Source organism: Corallococcus sp. CA053C (assembly GCF_003611675.1).
GTDB lineage: Bacteria > Myxococcota > Myxococcia > Myxococcales > Myxococcaceae > Corallococcus.
On record NZ_RAWA01000924.1, the window covers coordinates 1 to 397 of the forward strand.

A 397-nucleotide genomic window follows, 5' to 3' on the forward strand; every position below is an offset into this window, starting at 1 on the left:
ATGCTGGCCCGGGACCTGCTGCAGCAGTCCAGCGCCGATCTGCAGCGCCGTGACCGCAAAGCGGCGGTACTGGACGGCGAACTGCAGGCGCTGCTGGACATCGAGCAGTCCTTGCAGCAGCGGTCGCAGGAGGCCGTTGCCGCACGCGACGCCGCCGGCGGACGCTGGCAGGCCCTGCAGGACCAGGTGGACACCACGCTGGAAGCGGAACCTACCTACAGGGCGCTGCAGGACGACCTGCAGCTGGCCGTGGCGCGTGCCGACACGGTCGAGCGCATGGCTTCCTCTGCCCAATCGGAGCATGACGCCAAGGCCGGCGCCTATCAGGCCGACCCGATCTTCATGTACCTGCACCGGCGCAGCTACGGCAGCACGGCCTACCGCGGCTGGCCACTGG

The 397-nt window shown here is 69.8% G+C and carries 1 protein-coding gene; it reads left to right on the forward strand.

The window, feature by feature from the left end:
* The coding region (locus tag D7V97_RS43905) for a hypothetical protein (RefSeq protein WP_199729306.1) at positions 1-397 on the forward strand (397 nt) is incomplete at both ends.